A 5608-nucleotide genomic window follows, 5' to 3' on the forward strand; every position below is an offset into this window, starting at 1 on the left:
GGCCGCGGTCCAGTCGCGACCGAGTGCCGCGCTGCGCTCCTTCCACGCGGCGCGCTCGTCGTCGCGCATGCCGCGCCACCAGCGGTCGCCCGCGGCGTACGCGTCGGCGCCCCAGCGCTCCTCGACCTCCTCGCGGTACTGCGTGTGGTCGAAGCCGTCCAGCATGTCCTTCGCCATGATCTCCTCACCTCCTTCCAGTGCCTCGATCGTCCGTTCGACCGACGCGACCTGGCGCGCCAGCCGGTCCTGCTCTTGGCGGAGCCACGCGAGGTGCCCCTCGAGCGCGCGCGCCTCGCCGGTCTGCCCGGCGAGCACGTCGGCGATCGCCGGGAGCCCCAGCCCGAGCTCGCGCAGCAGCAGGATGCGCTGCAGGCGCACGAGCGCCGCCCGGTCGTAGTACCGGTACCCGTTGCCGCCGATGCGGCTCGGCGGCAGCAGCCCCAGGTCGTCGTAGTGACGCAGCGTGCGGCTCGTCGTGCCGGCGAGCTTCGCGATCTCCTGGATCGACCAGTCCATGGCCCGCCTCCTCTCGTGTCCGTCGGTGCCTCCACGGTAGAACTTGACGTAGCGTCAAGGTCAAGCGGATGCCGCGGCCGCGACGCACTCGCCTGAAACGCGATATATCTTGACTTGCCCGGAAACGCGATATATCGTGAATCCGAACCGTCCATCAGAAGGAGCACACACATGGCCATCGAGAAGTGGGTCGTGAACCCCGGGGAGAGCCGGGTCATCGACCTCGAGCTCGTCCGCAAGCTCAAGGTCAGCCTCATCGGCGGCAAGGTCGACGTCATCGCGCACGACGAACCCGGCGCCCGGGTCGAGGTGTCGAACGTCACCGGCAAGGACCTGATGATCCGTATCGACGGGGACTCGCTCGAGATCGACCACCCGCAGCTGCGGTGGGACAACTTCCTCGAGGTCTTCAAGGGCTTCACGGGCAGCGCCAAGGCCGAGGTGTCGATCCTCGCGCCGCGGCACGTCGCCATGAAGCTCGGCGTCGTCTCGGGCGACGCGCTCGTGTCGGGCTTCGACAACGACGGCAAGTTCAGCTCGGTCTCGGGCGACCTCGTCATCGACAACCACGCGGGCGACGTCGAGTGCTCGAGCGTCTCGGGCGAGATCTCCGTCGGCGACCACACCGGCAGGGTCACCGCGCACACGGTCTCGGGCGACGTGACGGTGACCGGCGAGGTCGGCTCCTTCAACGTCGACACGGTCTCCGGCGACATGGTGCTCGACGCGAAGGGCACGCCGAGCCGGGTCGACACCAACAGCGTGTCGGGCGACCTCACGCTCCGCTTCGATCCCGGCAGCGGCGCCCGCTACCGCGTGAACACGGTGAGCGGCAAGCTGCTGCTCGACGACACGCAGATCAAGGGCACGCTGGGCAAGGGCTTCGAGCGCGTCACGGGCGAACTCGAGGGCACCTGGCTCGACCTCGGCGCGAACAGCGTGTCGGGCAGCATCTCGGTGATCCGGCGCCAGCCGGCGACGGCTCCCGCCGACTCCGGCGAGGCCTCGGCATGAACCCCCCGGTGTTCGCCCACGGGAACCTGCGCCTCTACCTGCTCGCCCTGCTCGAGGAGCAGCCCCGTCACGGGTACGAGCTGATCCAGGCGCTGTCCGACCGTTTCGGCGGCACGTACTCGCCGAGCGCCGGCACCATCTACCCGCGCCTCGCCAAGCTCGAGGAGGAGGGACTCGTGACCAAGCGCACCGACGGCCGCAAGTCGGTGTACGAGATCACCGACGCCGGCCGCGCCGAGCTCGAGTCCCGCCGGCACGAGCTCGACGCCATCGAGGACGACATGACCGACTCGATCCGGCGCCTCGCCGAGGGCGTCCGCGCCGAGGTCGACTCGGCCATGCGCACGCTCAGGGCCGAGCTGGCGAGCGCGGCCCGCGAGGCGCGCAAGGCCGCGACGACCGAACCGGCGACCCCCCAGCCGACGGCCGAGTCGACCCGCGCGATGCACGAGGCCGACCTCGCCATCACCGAGTTCCGCCAGCAGATCCGGCTGGAGCTGCGCAACCAGGCCAATCGCGGTCGCGTGAACGCCGACACGGTGTCGCTGCTGCGCACTCGGCTCGCCGACGTCCGCGCCGAGGTCCTGCAAGAGCTCGCGCAGGGGTGATCCGGCGCGTGCGGATGTCGGTGGCATCCGCTTGCATGCAGGCATGACGGATGTCGTGCTCCGCCCGTGGTCGGCAGGCGACCTCGACCTGCTGCGGCGCAACAACGCGCCCGAGCTGATGGAACACCTGGGCGGTCCGGAGTCCGAGGCCAAGCTGCTCGCGCGACACGCGCGCTACCTCCGCGGCTGGGAGGACGGCTCGTCGCGCATGTTCGCGATCGTCACGCCGGAGCACCCCGAGGGGGTCGGCGCGATCGGGTTCTGGCCGCGCGACGAGGGCGGGCGAGAGCTGTTCGAGGTCGGCTGGGCCGTGCAGGCGGCGTTCCAGGGGCGCGGGTACGCCCGGGCGGCGCTCGCGCAGGTGATCGCCGAAGCCCATCGCGTCGACCCCGCCCGCGCCATCGCCGCGTACCCGCGCGTCGACAACGACCCGTCCAACGCGCTCTGCCGCCGCGCGGGCTTCGTGCTCGAGGGCGTCGAGGAGTTCGAGTTCCCCAAGGGCACGTGGCTGCCGTCGAACGTGTGGGTGCTGCCCGCCCCGGCGCCGGGCACGGCGTAGCCTCGACGGGTGCCCCCCTCGCTCGCGGTCTTCGTCGGCGGTCTCGCCGGAACGGGCCTGCGCCTCGCGCTCGACACCGCGCTGCCGCACGCCGACGACGGATTCCCGTGGTCGACCTTCATCGCGAACCTCGTGGGCACGTTCGTGCTCGGCTGGCTCGCGGGCGGGCTCTGGACCCGTCCGTCGACACCCGCGTGGATGAAGGCCGGCATCGGCTCGGGACTCATCGGCTCGTTCACGACCCTGTCGGCCGTGATGGGCGCGGTCGCGATCCTCGACCGCGAGGAGGCGACGGCCCTCGCGGCCCTCTACCTCGGCGCCTCCCTCGTCGCCGGCCTCGCGCTCGCCGCCGCCGGCCTGAAGCTCGGCTCGGCACTCGCGCATCGCCCCATGCCCACGGAGGTCACGGACGACGGGGCGACGCTGTGAGCGCGCTGGTCTTCGCGGCCGTGCTCGTCGCGGGCGCCATCGGCGCGGTCCTCCGGTACCTGCTCTCGAAGGCCTACCCGGTGCGTCCGGGTCACCTGCCGGGCGGCATCCTCGTCGTCAACCTCGTCGGATCCGGCCTCGCCGGCGCCGTCATCGGGCTCGCCGAACGCGCCGCCGTCTCCGACGACGTGCGCCTCGTGCTCGTCACCGGATTCTGCGGCGGACTGACCACGTTCAGCACCTGGTGCGTCGAGACGATCGAGCTCGCCGACGGCGGCCGTTGGCGCGCAGCCGTGCTGAACGTGCTGGTCACGCTCGCGCTCGGCATCGGCGCGGCCCTCGGTCTCTACCTCCTGGCCAGGGGGTGACCGGTCCGCTCAGATCATCGCCATGATCTGGCGCGCGATCATGCGCCCGGCGCGACTCGCCCCGATCGTCGACGCCTGCGGCCCGTAGCCGGCGAGGAAGATCCGCGGATCGTGCCATGCGGCGCCCTGCCCGACCGTCACGCCGCCGGCCTTCTCGCGGAGCTTCAGCGGGGCGAGGTGGCGCAGCTCGGGCCGGAAGCCGGTCGCCCAGATGATGGCATCCGCCTTCGCCTCGCTGCCGTCGGACCAGACCACGCGGTCGGCCTCGATGCGGTCGAACATCGGCTTCGCCGAGAGCAGCCCGCGTTCGATCCCGGCCGCGATGCGCCGGTTCTTCGGAACGCCGGTCCCGCTCACGACCGACGGCAGCGCGCGACCGGCGCGGGCCGCCTCGTCCTGCCTGGACACCGCCGCCGACGCGCCCTCGAGGTCGAGTTCCTGCCGGTCGAGCCAGTCGATCGGGCGGCGCGAGACCCACGTGAGACCGGATGCCACGCCCTCGAGTTCGAGCATGAAGCCGATCGCCGAGGTCCCGCCGCCGACCACGACGACGTCCTCGTCGCGGAAGTCCTCGGCCGACGCGAAGTCGGAGGTGTGCACGTGACGCCCGCGGAAGTCGCCCATGCCCGGGTAGTACGGCACGAACGGCGAGCCCCACGTCCCGGTGGCGTTGACGAGGTACTGGGTGTGCAGTTCGCCCCGCGGCGCGGGCGGCGGCGCCGCCGCCTCGAAGGTCTTGCGCCGGCGACCGAAGAAGCCGCGGCTCTTCAGCTCCTCGGCGGGCTGCGGGCTCAGGTCCTCGTACTCGATGCGCAGGTCGACGCCGTCGTTGCTGATGCGCCGGACGTCGACGGGACGATGCACGTTCAAGCGGTAGTGCTCCTCGAACCGGCCGTAGTAGTCGGCGACGACCTCCTTGGCGGGAAGCGTCCGGTCGGCGGTCTCGAAGCTGATGCCGAGCTCCCCCATGCCCGGCAGGTCGTTCACCTTGTGCGCCGTGCCCAGGCGCAGGGACGACCAGCGATGCTGCCACGCGCCACCCGGTCCGGGGGCGCGATCGAGCATGACGAAGTCCTCGTCGGCGACGAGTTCGAAGCGTCGCAGGTAATAGGCGACAGACAGCCCCGCCTGTCCGGCACCGATCACCGCGACCTTCACGCGGTCGGGGATCGTATCCACCCCACCATCCCACCATGCCCGGAGGGGTGCCGGTCGCCACGGCGTGGCGCGGAGGGCGCCTCCACAGCGCCGCCGTGGCATCCGATCGGCGCCCGGCGCGGTGGTAAACTACCAGCCGGGATTGTTCATTATCAAAGAGCCGGGTGACGTCCATCCCATCCGGCCAGACGTCGTAAGGGGGTCACGCATGGGGCGCGGCCGTCAGAAAGCCAAGCACACCAAGGTCGCTCGGGAGCTGAAGTACTTCAGCCCGGCCACCGACTACAGCGCGCTCGAGCGCGAGCTCACGGCTTCGAACCACGACCACACCGACGAGGAGATGTCGAAGTGGGCGGAATACGCCGACGACGAGTCCTACGTCCACGACGACGGGTCCCACCGCTCCTGATCATCCCCGGCTGAGCGGTCTCACCCGAGAGTGGCACCGCGCCGGGGGCTCTCGCATGCCCGGAGGGTCGCAGCGCGCCCTCCGGTGCAGTGCGGGCGTCGGTGCGCTCGCGGGTCATCCCCGGAGCATCCGCCTGAGCCCGAGGCCCGTCACGAAGGCCATCGTGAGGGCCATCAGCACGCCTGACGCCGCGAAGAGCGCGAAGACCGCCGGAGCCGGGGTGCCCACGTCGACGATCGGCGACGGCGCGAACGTGAACGGCAGGCCCGCGAGCCAGGCGACCATGCCGAGCGGCACCCATCGCCACGGTCGCGGGACGCCGGACGCCGCCAGGACGGGCCATTGCGCGAGCGGGATGCTCGCGAGCAGTGCGAGGCCGGCGAACCCGACGACCACCCACGTCGCAGGCAGCGTCCAGTCGATCCCGACGCCGGCGTCGTCGAGCGTCGACGGCAGCATCCCGAGCGCCCACGCAGCGGATGCCGCGGCCGCCGTCGCGGCGACCCACCTGCCGACGGGCACCGCGGCCGGTCCGCGAAGATCGGAA

The 5608-nt window shown here is 71.6% G+C and carries 8 protein-coding genes and 1 pseudogene; 6 read left to right on the forward strand and 3 right to left on the reverse strand.

Annotated features, from left to right (window positions below):
* On the reverse strand, positions 1-516 hold a 516-nt coding region (locus ESO86_RS10545; protein WP_165307641.1), incomplete at its 3' end, for a MerR family transcriptional regulator.
* Positions 517-687: 171 nt separating this feature from the next.
* Between ESO86_RS10545 and ESO86_RS10550 the strand changes: the two genes are divergently transcribed.
* From ESO86_RS10550 to crcB, 5 genes are read left to right on the forward strand one after another with little or no spacing between them, the layout of a single operon-like run.
* Positions 688-1530 (forward strand): DUF4097 family beta strand repeat-containing protein, encoded by an 843-nt coding sequence (locus ESO86_RS10550; protein ID WP_129234854.1) that lies wholly within the window; start codon positions 688-690, stop codon positions 1528-1530.
* Positions 1527-2138, forward strand: coding sequence for a PadR family transcriptional regulator (locus tag ESO86_RS10555; RefSeq protein ID WP_129234855.1), 612 nt, complete (start codon positions 1527-1529; stop codon positions 2136-2138). Before ESO86_RS10550 ends, ESO86_RS10555 begins: the two co-directional genes overlap by 4 nt.
* Before the next feature lie 43 nt (positions 2139-2181).
* Positions 2182-2697 carry a GNAT family N-acetyltransferase gene (locus tag ESO86_RS10560; protein ID WP_129234856.1) on the forward strand — a complete coding sequence of 172 codons (516 nt, stop codon included), beginning with the start codon at positions 2182-2184 and terminating at the stop codon, positions 2695-2697.
* Between the two features lie 9 nt (positions 2698-2706).
* The gene (locus tag ESO86_RS10565; protein ID WP_129234857.1) at positions 2707-3126 is read left to right on the forward strand and encodes a FluC/FEX family fluoride channel; all 420 of its coding nucleotides are present in this window, start codon (positions 2707-2709) and stop codon (positions 3124-3126) included.
* The gene (crcB, locus tag ESO86_RS10570) at positions 3123-3494 is read left to right on the forward strand and encodes a fluoride efflux transporter CrcB (protein WP_129234858.1); all 372 of its coding nucleotides are present in this window, start codon (positions 3123-3125) and stop codon (positions 3492-3494) included. Before ESO86_RS10565 ends, crcB begins: the two co-directional genes overlap by 4 nt.
* Before the next feature lie 9 nt (positions 3495-3503).
* Here the strand turns inward: crcB and ESO86_RS10575 are convergent, their stop codons facing one another.
* The gene (locus ESO86_RS10575; protein WP_242492318.1) at positions 3504-4673 is read right to left on the reverse strand and encodes an NAD(P)-binding domain-containing protein; all 1170 of its coding nucleotides are present in this window, start codon (positions 4671-4673) and stop codon (positions 3504-3506) included.
* A 187-nt stretch (positions 4674-4860) separates the two neighbouring features.
* Between ESO86_RS10575 and ESO86_RS10580 the strand changes: the two genes are divergently transcribed.
* Entirely contained in the window at positions 4861-5061 is a 201-nt protein-coding gene (locus ESO86_RS10580) for a DUF3073 domain-containing protein (RefSeq protein WP_129234860.1), read from the forward strand.
* Positions 5062-5175: 114 nt separating this feature from the next.
* Here the strand turns inward: ESO86_RS10580 and ESO86_RS18830 are convergent.
* A pseudogene (locus ESO86_RS18830) lies at positions 5176-5608 on the reverse strand (hypothetical protein); the annotation flags it as partial.

Origin of the sequence: Agromyces binzhouensis (assembly GCF_004135055.1) — a bacterium.
In the GTDB taxonomy this organism is placed as follows: Bacteria; Actinomycetota; Actinomycetes; order Actinomycetales; family Microbacteriaceae; genus Agromyces; species Agromyces binzhouensis.

Bases quoted from the DNA above. Each gene is read 5' to 3' on its own strand.
- ESO86_RS10560 (WP_129234856.1), top strand. From the start codon at position 2,182: ATGACGGATGTCGTGCTCCGCCCGTGGTCGGCAGGCGACCTCGACCTG.
- ESO86_RS10555 (WP_129234855.1), top strand. From the start codon at position 1,527: ATGAACCCCCCGGTGTTCGCCCACGGGAACCTGCGCCTCTACCTGCTC.
- ESO86_RS10580 (WP_129234860.1), top strand. From the start codon at position 4,861: ATGGGGCGCGGCCGTCAGAAAGCCAAGCACACCAAGGTCGCTCGGGAG.
- ESO86_RS10550 (WP_129234854.1), top strand. From the start codon at position 688: ATGGCCATCGAGAAGTGGGTCGTGAACCCCGGGGAGAGCCGGGTCATC.